Raw genomic sequence first — 22107 nt, forward strand, 5'->3', positions numbered from 1 at the left:
ACTATTTTAAGACCCGCAAAGGGATATAAAAAAAGGCCAATCCATGCAAGGATAGGCCTTTTTTGCTACACTTTCTTCACAAACTCTGACTTCAGCTTCATAGCACCAAAACCATCGATCTTACATTCAATATCATGATCACCATCCACAAGGCGAATATTTTTCACCTTGGTTCCAATCTTAATAACAGAAGACGTGCCTTTCACCTTAAGATCTTTAATGACTGATACTGTATCTCCATCTTTAAGTACATTCCGATTTGAATCCTTAATTATTTTTTCTTCCTCAAGACTGGTAATTTCGGATTCAGCTGTCCACTCATGTGCACACACAGGACATACTAAGAGCAGCCCGTCCTCGTACGTATACTCCGAACTGCATTTTGGGCAATTAGGCAAGCTAGACATTTCGTTTTCCTCCATTGATATGTATATTTTTCTGTTCTGTCATGTAATGACAGCCCAAATCTTAACGAATGCTATTACGTTAAATAAGACATAAGCAGATAAACTTACAATACTCAGCACTCGCTCAGTTAGCGAAAACTGCTGGACTCCATTTCCGCCTTCCATACATATATAACTCGGTCTATATTGTAATGCAAGCTATTATTTTTCCCAGATTCGGCCCTCTGACTACCGGATTTCAGCATTCTGTGTCTGAAGTTGACATTTTATCTTTTCAATCAAACGTTTGATTGACCTATTTTGCAGGAATATCGATTTTTTTTAGCCAAAGAGGGAATAATAAGTTAATGTGGACCAGCTGCTGTTTTAACTTATGCTTAATCACATTCTCAATTATAAACTTAAAACTTATATTAGTTGAGATTGGCACAGGCAAAAAAAGGGTAATAAAAAAAATAAAGAGTTATACTGAGGTTAACGGAATTAAGACTGCCACTCCGTAGTGGTTAAACCTTATAAAAAAAGCTGAATTAATGTTGACATCTTATTTTGTCATATACTCTTTCCGCTCCCCAACTGAAAAGGAGCAAATTTCACAGCTTTCCCCTTGACAAAAAAAACATGGTATATGATAATTATTACCGAATTAGAATTATTATTAAATAGTTCGCTATTTAATTAATAATCAAATCACCCAACCATTTTAAGGAGGAATTTAATCATGGCATTAATCGGTTCAGAAGTACTACCATTCTCAGCAAAAGCTTACCATAACGGTGATTTCATCGATGTTACTGAAGAAAACTTCAAAGGAAAGTGGAGCGTTGTTTGCTTCTATCCAGCAGATTTCACATTCGTATGCCCGACTGAATTAGAAGACCTTCAAAATGAATATGCAACTTTAAAAGATATGGGAGCAGAAGTTTATTCTGTTTCAACAGATACTCACTTTACCCATAAAGCATGGCATGATAACTCAGAAACAATCAACAAGATTGAATATGTAATGATTGGTGACCCTAACCAAAGAATTTCCCGCAACTTCGAAGTTCTAAACGAAGAAGACGGACTTGCAGAACGCGGAACATTCATCATCGACCCAGATGGCATCATCCAAACAGTTGAAATTAACGCTGGCGGAATTGGCCGTGACGCAAGCCAGGTTGTAAGCAAGCTTAAAGCAGCTCAATATGTACGCAACAACCCAGGTGAAGTTTGCCCGGCTAAGTGGAAAGAAGGATCTGAAACACTTAAGCCAAGCCTTGATCTAGTAGGTAAAATCTAAGGAGTACGATAATCATGTTACTTGATGCAGATATTAAAGCACAATTAGCTCAATATCTTCAGATGATGGAGGGCGATATCCTTCTAAAAGTCAGCGCTGGATCAGACAAAGTATCCAGCGATATGCTGGCTTTAGTGGATGAACTAGCCAATATGTCCTCCCACATTAAAGTTGAGCGCACTGAATTACAAAGGACGCCAAGCTTTAGTGTAAATCGTCCAGGAGAAGATACTGGCATTACGTTTGCCGGCATTCCTCTTGGGCATGAATTTACTTCCTTAGTGCTTGCTCTGCTTCAAGTCAGCGGAAGGGCACCTAAGGTTGACCAGAAAGTCATCGACCAGGTGAAGAAAATTGAGGGCGAATATCGCTTTGAAACTTATGTCAGCTTAAGCTGCCACAACTGCCCTGATGTAGTACAGGCTCTTAACGTCATGAGTGTTCTTAACCCTAATATTTCTCACACAATGATCGATGGTGCTGCTTACAAAGAAGAGGTAGATGCTAAAGAAATCATGGCAGTGCCGACAGTTCTTTTAAATGGCGAATCATTCGGCAGCGGCCGTATGTCCCTTGAAGAAATTCTTGCGAAAATGGGAACTGGCCCTGACGCATCAGAATTTGCAGACAAGGATCCTTATGATGTGCTAGTTATTGGCGGCGGTCCTGCGGGATCAAGTGCTGCCATCTACGCAGCGCGCAAAGGCATTCGCACCGGTATCGTTGCTGAACGCTTTGGCGGCCAGGTAATGGATACTTTAGGCATTGAAAACTTCATCAGTGTGAAGCACACAGAAGGCCCTAAGCTTGTTGCAAGCCTTGAAGAGCACGTGAAAGATTATGGCATTGATGTCATGAACCTTCAGCGTGCAAAGCGGCTTGAAAAGAAGGATCTTGTTGAAATCGAACTTGAAAACGGTGCTGTACTGAAAAGTAAATCAGTCATCCTTTCAACTGGTGCACGCTGGAGAAACGTTAATGTGCCAGGCGAAGCAGAGTTCAAAAACAAAGGGGTAGCTTACTGCCCTCACTGTGACGGACCATTATTTGAAGGCAAAGATGTAGCTGTTATCGGCGGAGGCAACTCTGGTGTTGAAGCAGCGATTGACCTTGCAGGGATTGTTAACCATGTAACGGTTATCGAATTCAACCCTGAGTTGAAAGCAGATGCCGTTCTGCAGGAACGTCTGAACAGCCTTCCAAACGTAACGGTTGTCACAAATGCTCAGACAACTGAAATTACCGGAACGGACAAAGTAAACGGTATTTCATACATGGATCGTGAAACAGAAAAAATACACCATGTGGAACTGCAAGGTGTATTCGTCCAAATCGGTCTTGTTCCTAACACAGATTGGTTAGGCGACCAAATCGAGCGTACCCGCTTCGGCGAAATCGTTGTAGATAAGCACGGTGCCACAAACATCCCTGGAGTATTTGCAGCAGGAGACTGTACTGACAGCGCCTATAAGCAGATCATTATTTCTATGGGATCCGGCGCTACAGCAGCGCTTGGTGCGTTTGACTATCTGATCCGAAATTAATTTTTAACTTTACAAAACCGCTTTCTGCCTTTTTGGCAGGAGCGGTTTTTTTCTATCAAAAAAAGAAGCACAGACATTGCCTGTGCTTCACCCTTTTTATCAGTGTGCCAATATACCTTCTTTATACTTCTTCTCAAGCGTTGGCCAATACTCCATGTTGGCTTCGATAAGATCATCCAGTATCTTTTTCGCCACAATGGCAGATGGAATAGTCTTGTTAAGTGTGAATGCCTGCAATGCTTTTTCATAAGACCCTTCTGTTATGGCTTCCACAAGAATTTTCTCTGATGCCAATTGCTGATCGATCATGGCTTTGTGGAAGTACGGTATTTCTCCGACATACTCAGGAACAGGTCCTTTATTAGTGATCAGGGCAGGCACTTCAATCATGGCATCTGCCGGCAGGTTAGGGATAGTTCCATTGTTTTCTACCATTACAAGATAGCGTTTTGCCAGATTCTGTGCGATGGAAACAGTGACATCGACAATAAAGATTCCGTGTACACCAACATGGAACGCATCATCCAGGATGCCCGTCTCCTCAAATTTGCTGACCGTCTCAAATAATGATTTTTCTCTGCCGGCCATTACCTCATTTGCGCGGGTATACTCTTTGTTTGAGTTCTCCACAATATAATCCGGCAGCAGGTAATACTGCAGATAAGGGTTCGGAATGTAATCCGGGAAGTAATCCATAATCGGCTTGATGTTCTTAAAAGTCTTAATCCAGGATGAATCAGCATGACGATAATCGATTTTAGAAATGTCCTCTGTCAGCAGACCCCATTTGCTGATATGCTCACGAAGCTCAGGAAGGCGGTCAACTCCATCCACTTCTACTTTAGTAAACCAGCCGAAGTGATTAAGTCCAAAGTAATCTACTACAAGATCTTCTCTCTCAACTCCCAGGATCCCGGCCATGTTGCGCATTGTTGCCACCGGCATGTCGCAGATGTTGATAACCTTGGCATTAGGGCGGAGTTTGCGAACCCCTTCCGCTACAATGGAGGCAGGATTTGAATAATTGACAATCCAGCATGATTCCTTCGCATATTTTTCTACATAATTAATCAGCTCAACCATTGGGAAAATGGTTCTTAAACCATATGCCAGTCCGCCTGGTCCGCATGTTTCCTGGCCGACCACGTTGTGTGAAAGAGGAATCTTTTCATCCAATTCCCTCATTGCATATTTGCCGACACGCATTTGTGCAAATACAAAATCTGCATCTTCAAATGCTGTTTCAGGATCAGTTGTCTCAGTTATTTTAATAGAATCTGTATACTCTGCAATAACCGCTTTGGCTGCCACTACTACTTTCGATTGGCGCTCTCCGTCAATATCATAAAATCTGATTTCAGATAAAGGTAAATCTTCTAGTCTATCCATTAAGCTTCTCACAATACCTGGTGTATATGTGCTTCCGCCGCCAGCAATTGATAGTTTATACGTTTTCATAGTTAAGTCCTCCCAGTTTTTGATCGACTTGATCCCGAACAGATTTTACGTTTAGTCCATATACAACCTGTACGTTGTTGCCTGACTTAATGACCCCTTTTGAACCGGTTTCTTTTAATAGGTTTTCATCCACTGCATTAGGGTCCTTTAGTACAAGTCTTAATCTTGTATAACAGTTATCAACATTTTCGATAATTCTGCTTCCGCCAAGTGCCGTTACAATTGTCTCTCCAAGAGGAGAACCTTCTGCGTTATTTCCTTTTGCCTGAATTCCAGCCGGCTGAACAGCTGCCTCTGTTTCTTCTTCACGGCCAGGTGTCTTTAGGTTCAGTTTCAGAATCAGGAATCTAAAGATAAGGAAATAGACTGCAAACATGATCAATCCTACGACAATGAACATCGGCCAATTAGATTTCTCTGTGCCAAGCGGCAGGTTATAAAGAAGGAAGTCAATGACACCATTTGCACCGATGGCATGAACACCAAAGATGTTTAAGAGCATCATTCCTGTACCGGCCAGAACTGCGTGGATAAAGAACAGGATTGGAGCAGTAAATAAGAACGCAAATTCAATCGGCTCCGTTACCCCAAGCAGAAATGAAGTGACGGCTGCTGGCAGCAGAATCGCTTTTGCCATTGCTTTTTTATTTTTATCAGCTGTAACATACATGGCCAAGGCTGCACCAATTAAACCGAACATCTTTGCCAGACCGCGTGCATCCCAGTTCACTGTGCTGCTTAATACAGCCACACTTGGGTCAGCCATTTCCGCAAAATAAATATTTCTTGCTCCATAGACAACTTCGCCTGCTACTGTTGCCGTTCCGCCTAATTCTGTATATAGGAAAGGTGTGTACACGAGGTGATGAAGTCCTGTCGGAATCAGGATTCTTTCCAGGAAACCATAGATAAGGAAACCAAAGTCTCCTAAGCTTCGAATACCATTAGCCAGTGCCGTGATCCCATTCTGGACAATCGGCCAGAACTCTGCTGCAAACGCTCCTAAAATCATGGCACATGGGATAGCCAAAATGGCTACAAAGCGATGACCTGAATAGATGGAAAAGACGCCTTTAAATTCTGTATCGCAATATTTATTATGAAGAACACCAACTAAAGCTCCGATTAATATTCCGGCAAAAACACCCATTTCCAGAACTTGAACATTTAATACCATTGCCTGTCCGGAAATCTGCATTTCTTCTGCTGGAACTAAACGCTCCGATAGATTCAGAACCTGATGCATCGCATTAATAAAAATGACAAAGGTTACTAATCCTGTTAAAGCTGCGTAGCCTTTATCCTTCTTTGCCAAGCCGATCGGGATGCCGACCGCAAAGATCAAGGCGAGATTCTGAAGGATGGATACGGCGGAAGAAGAGATAAACTTTCCGACGTTTTGTATCATTGGACTTTCAAGAAGCGGAACGTACTGGGCCAGGTTCCCGTTGCCAAATACATTTCCAAAAGCAATGAAAAGACCAATGATCGGTAATATTAAGATCGGGGCAAACAAGGATTTTCCAAATAGCTGGAGACCATTCACCACTTGTTTCATTGTTGTCTTCCTGATTCTGTACCATTTCACCAAATAAAGTAACATGTTACATAGGCTAATATTCTTGGATAATTCCTTTTTTAATAGCTAAAATCAGGATAATATCAATGAGCATAAACATATTTGACTCGAATGAGGTAATCTCAAATTCACGCTGGGATTCGATGGTCGGATCAAGAATAGTAAATACAATATCAGCCAATTTCGCCGTGGTACTTTTATCATTTCCTGTAAACAGCACGGTCTTTAAATTCTTTTGCAATCTGGACTTTTTCGATCACCTTGCTTGTCTCCCCTGAACGAGAAAAGACAATCATCAGCCGATACTTCTGGATGTTATTAAAGAAAATCGCCCGGCTGTCACTAGTCGATGTATTCGACACGTAATACCCAAAAAGCTCCAACTTTTTAGCAAGATAATTAGAGAACAGCGTAGAGAAGCCTGCTCCATAAAAATAAATCATCTTATGCTTTTTAATTTCATGTAAAAATTCTTGGATACTCTCCTCATCTATGTAATCAAAAGTAGTCCTGATATTTTTAATAAATTCACCAATACCTGCTTCCATTGGAAGATGAATCTCTTCTACTGATCCAGCCTCTGAATTGTGCACCTTCTTCACTTTAAGGCCAAGATTATAAATAAACTCACTGTATCCGCTAAACCCCAGCTTTTTACACAAACGGATGATAGATGTAGTAGAAGTAAACAGCTCATCCGCAGCTTTCCGGATACTTAATTGCTGGTCATCTATTCTGCTTTCAATCAAAAAAGAGAGAATCTCTTTCTCTGACTCGTTCAAGTCTTTATCAATTGTATAATCTAAGAAAATCTTGTCTGCATTATCCATTGGTTCACCTCTTTCTTATTATGAACGGGTTTTATTTAAACCATTTCTATTATAAATGAGACAGCTGGAAGTTTTACTGTTTTACAGTGAAAAAGGGATACCGCATTAACGCAGATCCCCTCTCGATCTTTAATTTGCTGCCATCCTTCCCAGCGGACCATTTTCATCTATAATATCCTGCAGTTCATATACCGAAATCGGAAACATCGGGAATCCATAGGCGTATGGCGCGATTTCATAGAGTTGGAAATAGATGATCAGCGCTTTGTCTGCTATATAAAAGTCCTGATCCGGCTTAATGGCTTGAAAGTCTACTAAAAGCGGAATGTCACGCTCTCTGATTTGCACCTTAATCAGGTCTGATATTCTTTTTACATAGTCGCTTCCCGGCTTAAATAAATCCTTAAGGGCTACCTGCTTCCCCTTCTGAAGATCAAACGTCAGCGATTTTATAACTGTCATTCCATGGGCAGCATGATAATGATACACATAGTTGTTCAAAGACAAGCTCAGCACATCCCGCTGATTATTTTTAATCTCATAATATCCATACAAATCCACAACGGTGGTATCCATATTGCCTGTCTGTTCGTTAATGAGCTGCTGGTTTTGTCTAATAATAGTACTGTTTATCAATTGCTGCAGCTGCTTATTTTGCATACCAGATACTCGGGGATAATAAACGACTTTGGTGGGCCCCGTGCTGATTGTCATCGTTTTGATGCCTACAGGAAAGTTGATTGCCACGGCCATCATCCTTTTTGTTTTTTAACACATCCTATTCATCGGATAGGCGTTAAGGTGCATAACAGGAAATGGAAGTTTCAATGTTATATAATTATGAAGATATATAAGAGACAGGAGCACACATAATGAATCAAAAGCAAACCAGTATAAAACCATTCATTTCACTCATTCTATCAACAAAAATACCAAAGCTTGCTCTCATCATTGGTTTAACAGCAAGCATCTTAACCACCCTGACCGGACTCGTGGTTCCGCTGCTGACCAAAAACCTGGTGGATGGCTTTTCAGTTGAATCTTTAAGCGTTCCGCTCATCATTGGAATCGGGGCAGCCTTTATCGTCCAGGCCATAATAAGCGGGATCTCCATCTACCTGCTGAGCTATGTCGGCCAAAAAGTAGTGGCACGTCTTCGTGACCGGATGTGGAAAAAGCTCATAAGGCTGCCGGTCCGATATTTCGATCAGCAATCCAGCGGACAGACAGTCAGCCGCGTAGTTAATGATACCAGCATTGTCAGAGAGCTGATTACCAATCACTTTCCACAATTTATTACCGGTATTATCAGTATTATCGGTGCAATTATTATCCTTCTTGTGATGGACTGGAAAATGACATTGCTGATGCTCACTTCAGTTCCTATAACACTGGCCATTATGATTCCACTCGGCCGAAAGATGGCAAAAATATCCCGGGGCCTTCAAGATGAAACGGCCATCTTTACCGGCAACATCACCCAAACACTTGGTGAGATTCGCCTAATGAAGTCCTCTACTGCAGAGCAAAATGAAGAAGAAAAAGGATTGGATGGCATCGGCAAACTGCTTGGCTACGGTTTGAGGGAAGCCCGTATTTTTGCCATGATTGGCCCGACAATGTACCTGATCATGATGGTGGTCATCGTCATGATCATCGCCTATGGCGGCATGCGTGTGGCCAGCGGAACGATGTCAACGGGTTCTCTTGTAGCCTTTTTGCTGTATTTGTTCCAAATTATTATGCCGATCACTTCATTTGCAATGTTTTTTACACAGCTGCAAAAAGCCAAAGGCGCAACGGAAAGGATTATAGAAATTTTAGAAGAGCCATTGGAAGATGGGCAGGACGGCATCGAGATGGATATCAGCAGCAAACCGATTACCATCGAAAACGTTTCTTTCTCCTATAGCGCAGAAGAGATTGTCCTGGAAAATATCTCACTTGAAGCCCAGCCGGGCCAGATGATTGCATTGGCAGGCCCAAGCGGCAGCGGAAAAACCACTTTATTTGGATTGCTTGAACGTTTTTACGAGCCAACTGCAGGTGAAATTAAAATTGGCCACACACCCATCCAGCAAATATCTCTTAAATCCTGGCGCAGTCAAATCGGCTATGTTTCACAGGAAAGCGCCATGATGGCAGGTACGGTCCGTGAGAATTTATGCTATGGACTGGAGAGTCCTGAAAACATTCCGGATGAGAAATTATGGGAAGTGGCAAAAATGGCATATGCCGATCAATTCATTGCTGATTTTCCGAAGGGGCTTGACACAGAAGTTGGTGAGCGGGGCGTGAAGCTTTCCGGAGGACAAAGGCAGAGGATTGCCATTGCGCGCGCATTCCTGCGCGATCCTAAAATATTGATGATGGACGAAGCTACCGCAAGCCTGGACAGTCAATCGGAAGGCATCGTTCAGCAGGCGCTTAGCCGTCTAATGGAAGGGCGGACAACTTTTGTCATCGCCCACCGTCTTTCTACAATTGTCGATGCGGATCAAATTGTCTTTATTGAAAAAGGCCGGGTGACAGGCATTGGCACGCATAATGAATTAACCCGAACCCATGAGCTATACAGGGAGTTTGCCGAGCAGCAGCTTGCATAAAAAAGGCCAGTCTATCACAGACTGGCCTTTTTGCTGTATCTTATTTTCAGTTCTCTCTAAAACTAAAAATTTTATGATAAAATGTGACAAATTATCCATACAAATTGGAAGTTAAATTCCTTATAATGGTATTAAGGTTACACCTGCTAAAAAAGGAGGTTGTGAACTATGCCATTAGATCATACGAAAAATATGCTTGAAACTTTAAAATACTATAGCGATTGCCAAATCACTCAAACGTTTACAAAAGAGCAATCAGAGATTCTAGTTGTCCGTTATATAAAGGAGTCTCATTCTTTTGAGATTACTTATACGGGAACTTCAATGAAAAAAACGTATCCTTCCATTGATTGTGCGGCAGTTGCAATTGAACAGGCAATCAGTAATCAATAATCCCGCACATTCATCCATATCATAAATAAACGCAGCCTGTACTCTTTACCCGCACCAGTACTGCGTCCATTCCCTTTCAATCAAACGTTTGATTGAACTTTTTTCTGTCTCAAATCGTCCATTTACCTTGCTTCTTCAACCTGAAGAAGCTTCTTAATCTCCCTGCTGTCTTTTGCCAGAATGCTTTTCACATTTGGCCCAAACCATTCCAGTGAAGCATCCATTTCCACCATTTCAGCAGCCTCTCTTAAAAACAAACGATAGTCCACCGCTCCTTCAAATAGTGAAACCATGCCTTCCCTGCTGCCTGCTGCTGCATACACATTATTAGGGGCAAAGACACCAAGCTTGCAGCGTGATTCAATATTTTTGAGATGAAAGTGCGAAACATATGGCTGGAGCTGTTTAAGAGCAAATAGAGGGTCCACCCCTGATTCCCATATGTGCAGGACATCAAAATTAACCCTGAGTGCCGGATGGTCCGTTTCCTCAAGAAGCTGAAGGGCAGAAGATGGATTATCAGTCAGAGTATTTGGATGAGTCTCGACCAAAAGCTGCATTCCCTCTGCTTCAGCCATTTTACAAAGCATCTTCATGCGAGAAACAAGCTCAATCCTCTCTAATCTGCTGATATCTGCACTGCCCTTGTTACCGGCAAATGTCCGTATTTTGTCCGTTCCCCAGCGATGTGCAAGTGAACATAGAGCGTTCATTTCAGCTATTAAGGCGGGAAGCGGTGCATCCAGGGGCAGATAGTCGCTTAGCATACTTGTCTTAAGTTCGTATGAGCTCAGCCACTCACTTCCATAATGGATATCTTCCGCCAGATTTTTGGCATGGACGCCCCATAGTTCAATTCCCTGGAACCCATTATTCTGGGCCCAGTGCGCAATTTGGTCGATAGATTGAAGATGATGCCGGAATGAGATGGTGCACAGAGAAAGTTTCATTGGATGACCTCCTTCATTTTTTGAGATTCCTGCAATTCAGCCCAAGCCTCAAAGCATTCCTGCAGCCCTCTTTTTATTTTAAATTCCAGAATATTCTGTTCTTCCAGCTTTGCCGTAATTTCATCCACTAACAGCCTATTGCCTGTCATACCGAGCTTCATTGCCCGGTATTGGATGGCTGTATAGCCTTTTACAAGTTTTTCAATTTCATCACACCAGGCTTCAAAGTCTTCATCATCAAAGCCAAGCAATTCCCAGAAAAACGCAAAAGCATGTTCATAAGCGTACTTCCGAATGGCGAGAACAGGCAATTCCCGTAAGGCAAGTGTCAGCCCTGACAGCGGAAACTTTTCATCTCCAGCAGCATGAAGCTCAATAATCTTTGCAACTGCATCTGTCATTGGATTGCAGTCATGCTTAATGCATGTGTTAAAATATGCTTCAACAGTTTCGGCAGTTGGCGGGGTAATGGACGATGCATCAAAGAAATAACCACCTTCAGCTGAAGGATCCTCAATGGCAGCCAGAATCCGGTCTTTTGGAAGCACTCCTTCCCAGCGAAAGTCCGGATCATACATAAACCATTCCTCTTCGTTTTCCGTCCTTTCCAGCATTACGTAATGGGGAAAAGGACTTTGATGAAATTTATTTTCCCGCTCAGGAAGCTTTGACAAATCGAGCATCACCATTACATATTGATGAGATTTCTTGTTATCCATCAATCTCAGCATTTCCTTTATATTTTCCTGTTTGCTTTGTTTTTCGTCGTACCATTTATTCAGCTTAATGCCATAAAGCATTTCATACCACTGATGAAAAAAATCATGGTTGATCCGCTTGGAATGATACGTTAACACACCATTCTCCAGCACATCGAAATCGGCATCCCATACTCCGAAATAATAAGGACGATGGTCAGCGCCTTTTGTCTTTTTGACAGCTTCGCATACACAGCTTACAAAACAATGCACTTTAATCATACTGATCCCTCCGCTGCAGCTGGCTCCTGCTGGCGCTCCAGAAAATCAGCCAGGCTTCCTACCGTCCGGAAGTCTTTTGGCACAAGCATTTCATCTGGAATTTTAAAGCCCATATCAACTTCCAAATGGAGAATCAGCTGCAAAATCATAATAGAGTCCATATACAGGTCTTCATTTAAGCGCGCATCTTCATGGAAAGCTTGAATAGAAGGTAATTCTAATTGATGCTGCAAAATGTCATGGATTACTTGTAAGATCTCTTGTCTTGTCATGCCAGAACTCCTTCCCCCAGCCTTTTCCGGCTGACCTTGCCGTTTGGCAGCTTTTCAATTTCCTCCACTCTATTAAATTCCAGTGGAACCTGGTATGGGGCGAGATACTTCCTGCACCATTCCCTCAGCTCCTGTTCCTCAATCGGTTCAGAGCAGACATACTGTGCACAGACTCTTTCCCCTGAAAGCGGATGAACCTTTTTATAAACAACTGCCTCTATAATTCTGGATTCTCCCATCAAAACGTCTTCTACTTCCTGCGGATAAACATTCAAGCCTGCTACATTAATGGTGTCATCGATTCTAGCCATAAAAGAAAGAATTCCATTTTCTATATAGCCAAGATCTTTTGTATAAATTGTTTTCTCCGAATCATGAATAAGGATTTCACCAGGGTTTTGGATACTTCCAGCCTCCACTTTGACATGCGGCAGCGGATAGCCCATTTCACGTGAGTCACTTACATCCGGATGAATGGCCACACACCCTGCTTCAGAACAGCCATATTGCTGAAGCACTCGTTTTGAAACCTTTTTTAAGGCTTCCAGCCAGCCGGCTGGCATGAGTGTACCTGATGTCATGACAGCATCCAGCCGCTGTCCATCCCTGATTAAACTTGTTAAGGTATGCAGCAGTGCAGGAGCCCCGTAAAGAATATGCTTGGGATGCTCCTTCAGCTTTTTCAGCACATACTTAGGGTTCATATTTGTCAGAATGACCGGTTTTGCCCCACGCCTAATGCACGCGAATACACCGCAGATTAAACCGTAGGAATGTGTCGTCGGACAGGCAACGACTGAAGCAGTCTGATTATCAGCCGGCAAAACCGAGACATAACTGTCAAGCTCGTTCTCAATCGATTCCCATGTGCGTTCAATGCATTTCGGATCCCCAGTCGTACCCGAACTCATTTGCACCAGAACGCCCTCCTTCTCATTTATTTCCTTTGACAAGAGGATCGGCAGGTGAATATTTTCATAAAGCAGGAAATGGCTCCCCGCTTTTTTTGCCATTCTGATTGCACCTTCTTTCGGGACAGAGGGATGAAGGGGGACAATAGATCCTCCTTTACTGCGTACAAATAAACAGAGTGCAAGCCATTGAAAAGCATCCTGCATACAGACTGCCAATCTCCTATTCCGGCAATCTTTTATATGAGGTATATTTTCAAATATCGTATATTGTCTTTCAAGATCATCCAGTGTATAGTACTGATCATTTACAAAAAACATCTCAATTCTCCTTTGTGTTCTATGCTAAAGAGTTAGTGACAAGATGGCGGAACCCGCCAGCTTCTTCTTTTTGGACTTTCCTTTTCAGCAGTGACTCGGCATAAACCATAGGGGCATTATGCTCCAGCAGGTAATTTCGGAAAATCAGTTCTGGATAGCAGCTCATGTGCCCGGCGAGCGTCTCACGAGCCAGCCTCCAAAACTTTCTCTCACTGTAGCCGTACTGCTCTTCAAGCGCAAAAGACAGTTCTGTTAAATGAAAAACAAACAATGTATCCATAACAAGCTCTCTTAGTGCTTCTACGGAAGCCATCCAATAATACTCGTTGTCTCCGACTTTTTTAAACTGTTCATGAATTTCTCCAAAGTCTGGAAGCCGGCTGGGGTCTGCCAAAAAGTTTTGATGATACTCTGTACTGTCGTGGAAATCCCTTAATACAACACGGGTAGGCCAGCCGTTCTTGTGAAGGAGTACCATGTTCTGGGCATGTGCCTCCACAGCTATGCCATGAGCGGCGAGTAAATGCCAGACTGGAACCACACTTACTTCCAGCAGCCTTTTTACCCAGCTTTCAATTCCATAGCACTTCAGCCATTCACCTATGAATGGAGAGCCATCCCTCTCTATTAAAGGAAGTGCAGTAAAAGGAACAGCCTCCTCATCGTCTTCCATGTAGAGGCGGACACTTTCCCGCCAAATAGCTCCCAGTCTTGCCTCTGTTTCTGCCTCTAATGGCTGATAGGCAATTCCTGCATACTCCTTCAAAACAATTAAGGAAGCTTCTTCCTTTAAATATGTATCCGCTTCCACTGTGTCAGCTATCCATTTTGAAATATGGGGAGCGGCACAGATGGCATGTGTTTCTAATGTTCTTAGCGATGAAGTATTCACCATATTCATGGATAGTTTTAGATGAGCTTTCTCTGGGCTGGTCACGTTCCAAAGTGTTCGGACCGACTGGGTTGCCCGATAAGAATTCCCGCTGCTTTTTAGCAGAACGAGATCCCCCCGCTCCAGTTCATCTTTGATATGCTTTACCTGCCATGGATGGATTGGCAGAAAGGTGTATTCTTCAAACGTTTTTCCCAACTGATGCAGCTCGGTCAGCAGCTGCCCGAGCATGAGTGGACCCAGCTCCTTTTCCCAAAATTCCTTCTCACCCTGGGGAATAGCCATTTGGCTATTCTCCCGTCTGACTGCAGCCCACTGCAGTGCAAAAGATTGCCCTGCTTCCGGACCAAATGCAGCATGGTCTTCAAGAGAGAATCCAGTCCTTGCCTTAAAACAAGGGTGATAGGGATGGCCTTCCCAAACTTCTGACTCCAGTTCTTCATAACTGCATGTTCTCCTTGAGATGGCTGGCATGAGATTCTTTTCATTCCATTCACTCAGCAGAATGGTTTGCTGCAGCTCGTGAATAAGCTTGCTTCTTTTATCCGGATCTGATACAAGGTCTGCTGCCAGTTCCTCTATGCTTGTTTCCGTACGGGAACCATCGCTCTGCACAGAATAGATGCTGTCTTCCTTCAGCCTCACACGGTCAAACGAAGCAATCCTTCCCTCACAGCAATAAGACCGATGCCTTCCGAAAACGGTAAAGCTCAATAATTGTTCGCCCGGCTGGAGTGCTGTTTTTTCATAATCCATCAGCCCTTCAAAAAGAATGGCCTCCAATAACTGCCGGATGACTCTTCTTTCAATTTTCTTAGATGGCAGCGGATGCAGCTTCTGCATAGTTCTCCTCCTTCTTCACAATGGCAAAAGGATTTGGGATATAGGTGTAAACGGCTTGTTCGTTCTTAGCAAGCAGTTCATCCACATCATGGAAACGGGTTAGCAGGTTAGCTTTATAGGCCAGCTTTTCTGATCGCAGGATATGGCCGATGAATGCTTTCCCCTGACCCGACAGTTCGTTTTCAAGAATGCTAAGCTGTTTCCGGCACCATTCGATCAAACAGTCTTCACTGATAAGACCGTCTTGCCCAAATCGGCAAATCACAGAAAAGAGCTGGTTCATAAACAGGTAATATGTGAATCGTTCCTGAATGAGGTCATCGTCATAAAATAGTTCCGGGCATTCTGCCAATTGCGGCAAAAGGCCGGATAAATTTTCTCTGTAATCGTTTGATAGATAGTAGCCTTGATTATCACGGTAGCAGTAAGCTTCCGGGTATCCCGAGGATACATCCAGGACGCTATTCTGCTGATGGGCCTCAAGTGCAATCCCGTGTTCATCATATAATCGGAGCAGAGACACAATCGAGCATCTCCAATATTTTTCGAACCATTCCATGCTGATTTCCTCCGGATCTCTTCTCTCTGCCTGTGCCAGTCCTTCAATGGTCCGCTGAAGTCTTGAGCGTTGATCCGGCAGCGGGTCCTGAACCAATGCCGCGATAGAAGTAATCCCCTTATCTTCCCCTTCCGGAAAAGGGTTGGAGCGAATAATGACCTCGAACCCTGACTCTTTTTGCCCCGGCAATTCAGCTGTTATATAGGCCGGATCATCAATTATCCGAAATGACGGATATTTTTCCGTAAATCGAAGCTTATCCATTAATTCTGTCATAGCGATACCTGCCTTTAGTTCATGCAGACGGTTCGCCCTTAATGAGTTCGTAATTTTTACCGGTACGGAAAATTTAAACATCCAATCATTTTCCGGGCTGTAAACTGTTCTGATGGAAGAGGTTGCTGAATAATAGGCTCCTATTGGGCCAAGGTCTTTTATTAGTTTTTTATCAACCGCCTCCCTGACATGATTCTGCTGTAGCAGCCATTGAGCCTGAAGAGGATGCATCGGAATGAGGCAGTTGCTATGCGGGACAGTAAATTGCGGTATCGATTTCTTAAGGGAAGAGAGTATAATATCACTTGCGCTTTTCCGATTAGCTGAAGCTTCCCTGACTAACTCCCGGTCTACCTGAAAATAGTGAAGCTGAAAACGGCCTTTTAACTCCGGTGCATATTGCGGATGCTGCCATACGGCCATTCCCTGCCTGCTCTTCGGTGTAGGGTGAAGCCAGTGACCAAACAATAGTGATTGCTCGGCTTCAATGAAGGTGCTTTCTTCGGAATACAGGCTGCTTTCGTCCTTCATTCTTTTTTCAATGTACAAAGCCATCGTCTGATAGCTCTCAATCAGCCTGATCACCAGCTCATCAAAATGGGATGAAAGTTCATGGCATCCATTTGATTTTGCCATTAAATGCAGTTCATGGATAAGAGCAATCATCATCGGAAGCCGATCCTGAGGGATCCATTCCAGCCTTTGGCTGCAATATTTTAAAGCACCCCCGATCAAATGTCTTCCAGTTTTTGATTGGTAAATCACTTCCACTGCAAATACGGCAGACTGGCCTGGAAGTTCTATCTCCACCATGTATTCACCTGACAGAGTCATAGATGGCCGCTGCTCCTGCACCCATTCCTCCCTTTCCATCCACTGTCCGCAATCTACTTCTCTTAAGTAACTATTTATAAAAGCTTGAAACGTTGCATTTTCTGCAATTTGTTTGGCTGAATGATGCATAATTCCATCCTTTCACCGAGTCTTTAGACCTAGTAATTGATAACCATTCTCAATAATGGTTAAAAAATTTGATTTCTTCTTTTAAAAGAAACCAATGGAATGACAGAGACAGGGACCTTCGAAAGTCCCAGCCTCTCATCAAGATGCTATTCACTTAGGAGCAGGGATTCAATCTCTTTCAATCCTTTTTGGCGCTCAATTGGATCCCAATACCCCCATGTCGTCTTAAGAGTATGTACGTTGCCATTCTGAACGGCTTTCAGGCTTTTCCAGACCTCTCCCTGTGTAACAGAATCATAGAACTCACCACTATTAAAATAAGAAACATCGAGGATATGATCAGGATTATACTTTGCTAATCCTTCAATCGAAATATTCTCTCCGAAATCCTCAGGAAGGTTTTCCGCAGGTGTGAGTTTCAAATCATCAAATAATAATGAATTGGTTGCATGGTTGGTACGGCCATATACACGAATATCTTTTTTATTTATGGCTACTGCCATAAATGTTTCATCGCCCATTTTCTCACTTACACGGCTGCCGATATCTTCTGCTTCCTTCTCAAGGTCTTCAATCACTTTCTTTCCTTCTTCAAGCTTGCCAGCTGCTTCTGCAACCTTCAGATGATCTTCCTTCCAATCACCGCCCACTTCAACTACAACTGTTGGAATGGTTTCAGACAGCTGGTCATAAAGAGGCTTGTAGCGATCACTGATAATTAACAGATCCGGATCCAGCTTCAAAATTTCTTCCGAATTTATTTCATCAGCATAAGGAAGAGCCTTCACACCTTCAAGCTCCTCTGTTAAATGCGGCGGAAACTCATTATCATACGCCATCACAGCGTAAGGCTTTACACCAACAGATACTAGTGAACCTTCCCATGATACATGCGAAAGCAGAATGATTTTCTTTGGTTCGGCAGGGACTTCTGCTTTTCCGTATAAATGCTCAACGGTCCTTGTTTCCTCTGTTTTCTCCTCTTTCTTCTTTTCAGCTGCTTCTGTTGAAGCTTCCTCTTCTTTTCCACAGCCTGTTAAAACAAGTATAAATAACATAAAAACAACGCTCAAAGGAGCAAAGAACTTCTTCATGAATAATCCTCCCTAACAATAATGAAATTCATTCTCAATGATAATCATTATCACCATTGCTGAACATGGACATTTTTAACTTCCTGCATGCACAAAATGAATTTTCATTAAAAAAACAGCTGCAAGTCTGCAGCTGCTCGTTAATTATTTTCTTTAAGCTTTTAGTTTGGCTTTAAGAATGCTTGAAGGAAAGACTTCAAGCAGCTTCTTCCTCCCAATGGGCCCCCACGGATCCCACTCATGGCTTTCAGGGTAATAGACTTCTCCGTTCCGGACAGCACGGATTTTATTCCATTCTGGAGTATGGGCAGTTCTCCACACATCCTTTTCATGACTCCATAAAATGAGCAGCTTGTCAGGGTTTAATTCAGCAATCTCTTTCAGGCTGACATTTCGGTATCCCTCATCATGCAGATCAGGGTGGGGCTGGAATCCCAGACTTTGAAAAAGAAGATCGAGAAGGGCATGATTTCCCTTCCCGTAAAGGCGTATTTCTTCCGGGCGAATCCAAATGACAGCCCACTGGCCAGTTTTCGTTAATGGACACATCTCATCCCGTACTTGGCATTCCATACAATGAATGTCTTTTTCTATGTATTCAGCACGGCTTTCACAGCCGACCACCGATGCTATTTCAAAGAGATAATGACGCCAGTCCTGCTTCAAAGACATATGATAAACTTGCTCCTGCTTTGAAAGCAGCACACTTTGAAGCTGAAATTGATGCAAAGGAGTTTTAATAATGCGATCCGGATGGGTCAGCAAAATATCTTCCGGCTGAAATGGTTTTTCTGCGTTTAACAATTTAGTCCCTTCGAGCTCTGTTTGAAGATAGCTTGGCACCCCTCTGCTGGCAGAATAGACGGTTGGGTAGGACGGAGCTGCAACAGGCTGGATTCCAAGTGAAAGAAGGTGATCCTGCAGAAACAGCTGACTTACGACAGCAATCCGTTCACTTGCCCTTTTCATGAAAACAGTTGGCGGCATCCCTTCTCTGCTTTTAAAAAGACGGCTGAAATAAAATTCATCCTGCAGCCCTATTTGCAAGGCAACCTCTTTAGCTGTAATTCCTCTATTTTGGAGCAGCAGCTTTTTGGCAGTCTTTATTCGTTCTGCATTTAAAAATTCCTTCGGGGTCATACCGGTCCTTTTCCTAAAAGCCCTTGAAAATGTTACCGGAGTCATTTTTGCTTTAGAAGCTAATTCTGCAACGGTTAAGGGACGGGACAGGCTGTTCCGGATCAATTCCTCTGCTTCTTCCATTCGGTCAATATCGGCTGCGTCTGTCAGGATGGATAGCATCTCCCAGAGCAGGGATAGAAATCGGCATTTGGCCGAAACTGATTTTTCCTTCCGGCTTTTCTTCATCTCTTCCCATAGGGGAACCATTTTTGCGGGGGCCAGGTCAGCCAGCGGACGGGATAACATACTTTTTAGCACATCGCCTTCTTTTGGCCAGGAAAGCAAATGAACAGAAAGCAGAGAAGAAGATGACGATGTGAGGGTGCTGGAATCCGTGAGGAAATAGCTTTTACCCTCTTCTGCCCTCAATCTCTGGTTCCCGCTTACCAAGGTGCCTTTTCCAGATAATATGTATAGGATAAAAAAATGACTGCTTTTTTCATTTACTTCCTGGGATAAGCCCTCACGCAGGTGAAATGATGCAAATTCAAACATATGGCTATTCAGCAGCATATTTAGACACTCCCTTCTTTTCCTGAAATATGAATTGACAAATGCTGTGGAAGGATAGTAGATTAATATCGTTCTTCTAATGCGATAACGATTCTCATTTTCAATTATAAAATACATAAAAAAAGGACTGATCATAATGGCCAGAACCGCCGCTGACATAACAGATCCCCATCGGCCTGTTCACTCAAAATCTATTAAATGGGGCCTTTTTGGCTTAGTATGTATTTTCCTTGGCCTGCTCGCTTCCATCGGACTTGGAGCCATATGGATCTCCCCTTCTGTCGTTTGGGACTCTTTTTTCTCTTTTCAAGCTGGCCAAATTGAACACCAGCTGATCAGGGAAGTGCGTCTTCCGAGGGCATTGGGTGGTGCTCTTATTGGGGCTGCTTTGGCAGTGGCAGGTACTATTATGCAGGGCATCACACGCAATCCGCTTGCCGACCCTTCAATCATTGGCATTACCCATGGAGCCGGACTTGCCATCGCCATTTCGCTTGCATTTGTTTCAAGCGGCTCTTACTGGATCCTTCTGGTCTGGTCATTTGCAGGTTCTGCAGCAGGCGCCATGCTTGTCCTCTCTTTTTCCATGATTTCAAAAGAGCGGATATCTCCTGTGACCCTGACGCTTGCCGGTGCTGCGTTAAGCACATTATTCAGCGCCCTTTCTACTGGTATCGCCCTGTATTTCCAGGTAGCACAGGACTTGAGCTTCTGGTTTGCCGGAGGCCTGTCCGGCACCAAATGGCCGCATGTTTTTATACTGCTACCCGCTGTTATCACAGGGCTGCTGCTATCCCTATGGATCAGCCGCTCTCTGACTATATTGGCTTTAGGGGAAGAAGTGGCAGCAGGCCTCGGTCAATCACGAGAGAAAGTCAGGTGGATCGGGCTCATTGCCGTTATTCTATTATCTGGCGCAGCCGTTTCCATTGCAGGGGCAGTCGGCTTTATTGGCCTTGTGGTTCCCCATATGGTGCGGATGATAATCGGATCTGATTACAGATGGCTGATTCCGTTAAGTGCCATTGCCGGTGCCCTTCTCCTGGTAATCGCGGACATCGGGGCACGGATGATCAATCCGCCTTTCGAAACACCGGTCAGCGCAGTAACCGCCTTGATTGGAGTTCCATTTTTCCTATATTTATCCCGAAGGAAGAGGGGGTATTTATAATGGATTGGAAGCTGGCATTAAGCCGAACCAAAAACTGGCTGGCAGCCTTTATCCTATTAATTATGGCCACCTTTGTAATGAGCCTGTCCACTGGCGTGATGCCCATCAGTATTTCTGAGGTATTGAACACGTTAGCTGGCAGCGGTACCCCAAGACAAGAGCTTGTTTTATTTCAGCTGAGATTGCCGAGAATGGTCATTGCCATGCTGATTGGTGCCGGACTTGCACTATCAGGCAGCATTCTCCAGGGACTTTCCCGGAACTCTCTGGCTGACCCAGGCATTCTCGGAATTAATGCCGGAGCTGGACTGGCTGTCGTTTTTTCGATCTATCTTTTCGGACAGGAGAAAGGAAATCTCCTCTCTGAACCATTTTTTCTGCCCGTTTTCGCTTTTGCCGGCGCTCTCGCTATTGCAGCTCTGATATATCGGTTCTCATGGAAAGGAGGAATTGACCCAGAACGGCTTCTCCTTGTTGGTCTCGGGTTTAATGCTCTATGCGGTGCCCTTCTAATGATTCTGCAGCTAAAAATGGATCCAAAGGATTTTCAGCAGGCTGCCATTTGGCTGACAGGCAGCATCTGGGGAGCCGGGTGGCCATATGTACGGGCTTTGCTTCCATGGATTTTGTTTCTTATACCCGCTGCCTTTTACAAAGCAAGGACCATGAATCTTCTTCAGTTTAAGCAGGAAGTTCCGATTGCTCTTGGTTTAAAAGTGGAGTCTGAACGCCGCTTGCTTCTGTGCCTTTCTGCAGCCCTTGCAGGAGCATGTGTGGCTGTCGGCGGCGGAATCGCATTTATTGGTCTGCTGGCTCCCCATCTGGCACGGCGGCTGTGCGGACCCAATTACTTCAGCAGTCTGCCCTTGTCTGCACTGATCGGAGCAGTTCTGGTGCTTATGGCAGACATGATTGGAAAAAATCTTTTGGCACCAGCGGATATTCCCGTCGGTATCGTCATATCAGTTATCGGTGCCCCCTACCTGATCTTCATGCTGCTGACCCGGAAAGGCTCCGGGATAAGCGTTTAAATTCAAGAAAAATGCCCATTCAACAATCCCTTTTGAATGGGCATTCA

The 22107-nt window shown here is 43.7% G+C and carries 19 protein-coding genes; 6 read left to right on the plus strand and 13 right to left on the minus strand.

Going from position 1 to position 22107, the window contains the following annotated elements; translation table 11 throughout:
• Nucleotides 1-65 precede the first annotated feature (65 nt).
• On the minus strand, nucleotides 66-407 hold the full coding sequence (locus tag NSQ49_RS10255; protein ID WP_159868897.1) for a zinc ribbon domain-containing protein YjdM: 342 nt from the start codon (nucleotides 405-407) through the stop codon (nucleotides 66-68).
• A 721-nt stretch (nucleotides 408-1128) separates the two neighbouring features.
• Between NSQ49_RS10255 and ahpC the strand changes: the two genes are divergently transcribed.
• Nucleotides 1129-1692 (plus strand): alkyl hydroperoxide reductase subunit C, encoded by a 564-nt coding sequence (ahpC, locus tag NSQ49_RS10260; RefSeq protein ID WP_159868900.1) that lies wholly within the window; start codon nucleotides 1129-1131, stop codon nucleotides 1690-1692.
• 14 nt (nucleotides 1693-1706) lie between these two features.
• Nucleotides 1707-3236, plus strand: a complete 1530-nt coding sequence (ahpF, locus tag NSQ49_RS10265) for an alkyl hydroperoxide reductase subunit F (RefSeq protein ID WP_159868903.1) — start codon at nucleotides 1707-1709, stop codon at nucleotides 3234-3236.
• 99 nt (nucleotides 3237-3335) lie between these two features.
• On the opposite strand, the gene NSQ49_RS10270 is transcribed toward ahpF, so the two are convergent.
• The 4 genes from NSQ49_RS10270 to NSQ49_RS10285 form a co-directional block, all read right to left on the minus strand.
• Nucleotides 3336-4694, minus strand: coding sequence for a 6-phospho-alpha-glucosidase (locus NSQ49_RS10270; protein WP_159868906.1), 1359 nt, complete (start codon nucleotides 4692-4694; stop codon nucleotides 3336-3338).
• Nucleotides 4681-6252 carry a PTS transporter subunit EIIC gene (locus NSQ49_RS10275; RefSeq protein ID WP_159868909.1) on the minus strand — a complete coding sequence of 524 codons (1572 nt, stop codon included), beginning with the start codon at nucleotides 6250-6252 and terminating at the stop codon, nucleotides 4681-4683. The genes NSQ49_RS10270 and NSQ49_RS10275 overlap by 14 nt, the downstream gene beginning before the upstream one ends.
• Before the next feature lie 221 nt (nucleotides 6253-6473).
• A complete protein-coding gene (locus tag NSQ49_RS10280; RefSeq protein WP_236566300.1) occupies nucleotides 6474-7103 on the minus strand; it encodes a MurR/RpiR family transcriptional regulator in 630 nt (209 codons plus the stop codon).
• 129 nt (nucleotides 7104-7232) lie between these two features.
• The gene (locus tag NSQ49_RS10285; protein ID WP_159868912.1) at nucleotides 7233-7850 is read right to left on the minus strand and encodes a DUF3298 and DUF4163 domain-containing protein; all 618 of its coding nucleotides are present in this window, start codon (nucleotides 7848-7850) and stop codon (nucleotides 7233-7235) included.
• A 125-nt stretch (nucleotides 7851-7975) separates the two neighbouring features.
• Here NSQ49_RS10285 and NSQ49_RS10290 point away from each other — a divergent pair, with 125 nt between their 5' ends.
• On the plus strand, nucleotides 7976-9709 hold the full coding sequence (locus NSQ49_RS10290) for an ABC transporter ATP-binding protein (protein WP_159868915.1): 1734 nt from the start codon (nucleotides 7976-7978) through the stop codon (nucleotides 9707-9709).
• 168 nt (nucleotides 9710-9877) lie between these two features.
• Complete coding sequence (locus tag NSQ49_RS10295) at nucleotides 9878-10102, plus strand: hypothetical protein (protein ID WP_159868918.1); 225 nt, start codon at nucleotides 9878-9880, stop codon at nucleotides 10100-10102.
• Nucleotides 10103-10224: 122 nt separating this feature from the next.
• Here NSQ49_RS10295 and NSQ49_RS10300 read toward each other — a convergent pair whose 3' ends face one another.
• The 8 genes from NSQ49_RS10300 to NSQ49_RS10335 all read right to left on the minus strand — a co-directional run bounded on the left by NSQ49_RS10300 (nucleotide 10225) and on the right by NSQ49_RS10335 (nucleotide 19858).
• Nucleotides 10225-11052, minus strand: coding sequence for a sugar phosphate isomerase/epimerase family protein (locus NSQ49_RS10300; protein WP_159868921.1), 828 nt, complete (start codon nucleotides 11050-11052; stop codon nucleotides 10225-10227).
• Nucleotides 11049-12032, minus strand: coding sequence for a DUF6005 family protein (locus tag NSQ49_RS10305; protein ID WP_159868924.1), 984 nt, complete (start codon nucleotides 12030-12032; stop codon nucleotides 11049-11051). The genes NSQ49_RS10300 and NSQ49_RS10305 overlap by 4 nt, the downstream gene beginning before the upstream one ends.
• Nucleotides 12029-12304 carry a petrobactin biosynthesis protein AsbD gene (gene asbD / locus NSQ49_RS10310; RefSeq protein ID WP_159868927.1) on the minus strand — a complete coding sequence of 92 codons (276 nt, stop codon included), beginning with the start codon at nucleotides 12302-12304 and terminating at the stop codon, nucleotides 12029-12031. The genes NSQ49_RS10305 and asbD overlap by 4 nt, the downstream gene beginning before the upstream one ends.
• Complete coding sequence (locus NSQ49_RS10315) at nucleotides 12301-13536, minus strand: AMP-binding protein (protein WP_159868930.1); 1236 nt, start codon at nucleotides 13534-13536, stop codon at nucleotides 12301-12303. The genes asbD and NSQ49_RS10315 overlap by 4 nt, the downstream gene beginning before the upstream one ends.
• 19 nt (nucleotides 13537-13555) lie before the next feature.
• The gene (locus NSQ49_RS10320) at nucleotides 13556-15271 is read right to left on the minus strand and encodes an IucA/IucC family protein (protein ID WP_159868933.1); all 1716 of its coding nucleotides are present in this window, start codon (nucleotides 15269-15271) and stop codon (nucleotides 13556-13558) included.
• The gene (locus NSQ49_RS10325; protein ID WP_251284865.1) at nucleotides 15243-17069 is read right to left on the minus strand and encodes an IucA/IucC family protein; all 1827 of its coding nucleotides are present in this window, start codon (nucleotides 17067-17069) and stop codon (nucleotides 15243-15245) included. Before NSQ49_RS10325 ends, NSQ49_RS10320 begins: the two co-directional genes overlap by 29 nt.
• A gap of 146 nt (nucleotides 17070-17215) precedes the next feature.
• Nucleotides 17216-18163, minus strand: coding sequence for an ABC transporter substrate-binding protein (locus NSQ49_RS10330; RefSeq protein ID WP_159868939.1), 948 nt, complete (start codon nucleotides 18161-18163; stop codon nucleotides 17216-17218).
• Nucleotides 18164-18316: 153 nt separating this feature from the next.
• Nucleotides 18317-19858, minus strand: a complete 1542-nt coding sequence (locus NSQ49_RS10335; RefSeq protein WP_236566301.1) for an AraC family transcriptional regulator — start codon at nucleotides 19856-19858, stop codon at nucleotides 18317-18319.
• Between the two features lie 136 nt (nucleotides 19859-19994).
• On the opposite strand from NSQ49_RS10335, the gene NSQ49_RS10340 reads away from it, so the two are divergent.
• Together NSQ49_RS10340 and NSQ49_RS10345 are read left to right on the plus strand one after the other, a co-directional pair.
• Nucleotides 19995-21029 carry a FecCD family ABC transporter permease gene (locus NSQ49_RS10340; RefSeq protein WP_159868942.1) on the plus strand — a complete coding sequence of 345 codons (1035 nt, stop codon included), beginning with the start codon at nucleotides 19995-19997 and terminating at the stop codon, nucleotides 21027-21029.
• Nucleotides 21029-22060 carry a FecCD family ABC transporter permease gene (locus NSQ49_RS10345; protein WP_159868945.1) on the plus strand — a complete coding sequence of 344 codons (1032 nt, stop codon included), beginning with the start codon at nucleotides 21029-21031 and terminating at the stop codon, nucleotides 22058-22060. The genes NSQ49_RS10340 and NSQ49_RS10345 overlap by 1 nt, the downstream gene beginning before the upstream one ends.
• Nucleotides 22061-22107 lie beyond the last annotated feature (47 nt).

Origin of the sequence: Cytobacillus sp. FSL R5-0377 (assembly GCF_038004385.1) — a bacterium.
In the GTDB taxonomy this organism is placed as follows: Bacteria; Bacillota; Bacilli; order Bacillales; family Cytobacillaceae; genus Cytobacillus.

Excerpts from the sequence above, each read along its gene's own strand:
- NSQ49_RS10255 (WP_159868897.1), bottom strand. The coding sequence starts at position 407 with ATGTCTAGCTTGCCTAATTGCCCAAAATGCAGTTCGGAGTATACGTAC.
- ahpC (WP_159868900.1), top strand. The coding sequence starts at position 1,129 with ATGGCATTAATCGGTTCAGAAGTACTACCATTCTCAGCAAAAGCTTAC.
- ahpF (WP_159868903.1), top strand. The coding sequence starts at position 1,707 with ATGTTACTTGATGCAGATATTAAAGCACAATTAGCTCAATATCTTCAG.
- NSQ49_RS10270 (WP_159868906.1), bottom strand. The coding sequence starts at position 4,694 with ATGAAAACGTATAAACTATCAATTGCTGGCGGCGGAAGCACATATACA.
- NSQ49_RS10275 (WP_159868909.1), bottom strand. The coding sequence starts at position 6,252 with ATGAAACAAGTGGTGAATGGTCTCCAGCTATTTGGAAAATCCTTGTTT.
- NSQ49_RS10280 (WP_236566300.1), bottom strand. The coding sequence starts at position 7,103 with ATGGATAATGCAGACAAGATTTTCTTAGATTATACAATTGATAAAGAC.
- NSQ49_RS10290 (WP_159868915.1), top strand. The coding sequence starts at position 7,976 with ATGAATCAAAAGCAAACCAGTATAAAACCATTCATTTCACTCATTCTA.
- NSQ49_RS10295 (WP_159868918.1), top strand. The coding sequence starts at position 9,878 with ATGCCATTAGATCATACGAAAAATATGCTTGAAACTTTAAAATACTAT.
- NSQ49_RS10300 (WP_159868921.1), bottom strand. The coding sequence starts at position 11,052 with ATGAAACTTTCTCTGTGCACCATCTCATTCCGGCATCATCTTCAATCT.
- NSQ49_RS10305 (WP_159868924.1), bottom strand. The coding sequence starts at position 12,032 with ATGATTAAAGTGCATTGTTTTGTAAGCTGTGTATGCGAAGCTGTCAAA.
- asbD (WP_159868927.1), bottom strand. The coding sequence starts at position 12,304 with ATGACAAGACAAGAGATCTTACAAGTAATCCATGACATTTTGCAGCAT.
- NSQ49_RS10315 (WP_159868930.1), bottom strand. The coding sequence starts at position 13,536 with ATGTTTTTTGTAAATGATCAGTACTATACACTGGATGATCTTGAAAGA.
- NSQ49_RS10320 (WP_159868933.1), bottom strand. The coding sequence starts at position 15,271 with ATGCAGAAGCTGCATCCGCTGCCATCTAAGAAAATTGAAAGAAGAGTC.
- NSQ49_RS10325 (WP_251284865.1), bottom strand. The coding sequence starts at position 17,069 with ATGCATCATTCAGCCAAACAAATTGCAGAAAATGCAACGTTTCAAGCT.
- NSQ49_RS10330 (WP_159868939.1), bottom strand. The coding sequence starts at position 18,163 with ATGAAGAAGTTCTTTGCTCCTTTGAGCGTTGTTTTTATGTTATTTATA.
- NSQ49_RS10335 (WP_236566301.1), bottom strand. The coding sequence starts at position 19,858 with ATGCTGCTGAATAGCCATATGTTTGAATTTGCATCATTTCACCTGCGT.
- NSQ49_RS10340 (WP_159868942.1), top strand. The coding sequence starts at position 19,995 with ATGGCCAGAACCGCCGCTGACATAACAGATCCCCATCGGCCTGTTCAC.
- NSQ49_RS10345 (WP_159868945.1), top strand. The coding sequence starts at position 21,029 with ATGGATTGGAAGCTGGCATTAAGCCGAACCAAAAACTGGCTGGCAGCC.